At 71.4% G+C, this 290-nt stretch carries 1 pseudogene; it reads right to left on the bottom strand.

Going from position 1 to position 290, the window contains the following annotated elements:
- Positions 1–290: pseudogene (locus BFF77_RS34005) on the bottom strand (MFS transporter); the annotation flags it as partial.

Raw genomic sequence — 290 nt, 5'->3', positions numbered from 1 at the left:
GACCGAGCCCCACCAGAAGTGCTCCAGCAGAAAGCCGCCGACGACCGGGCCGACCGCCGCGCCCGCCGAGGCCATCGCCCCCCAGACACCGATGGCGAGGCTGCGCTCCTTGGGGTCGTGGAAGATGTTGCGGATCAGGGCGAGCGTGGCGGGCATCAGGGTCGCGCCCGCGACGCCGAGCAGCGCCCTGGCCACGATCATCATCTCCGGGCTGGACGCGTAGGCGTTGAGTACGGAGATCCCGCCGAACGCGACCGCGCCCGACAGCAGCAGCCTCTTGCGGCCGATAC

This window comes from Streptomyces lushanensis (assembly GCF_001700515.1).
GTDB classification, from domain to species: Bacteria; Actinomycetota; Actinomycetes; order Streptomycetales; family Streptomycetaceae; genus Streptomyces; species Streptomyces lushanensis.
The sequence above is the reverse complement of the archived record's forward strand: the minus strand, read 5'-3'. Positions and strand labels throughout refer to the sequence as shown.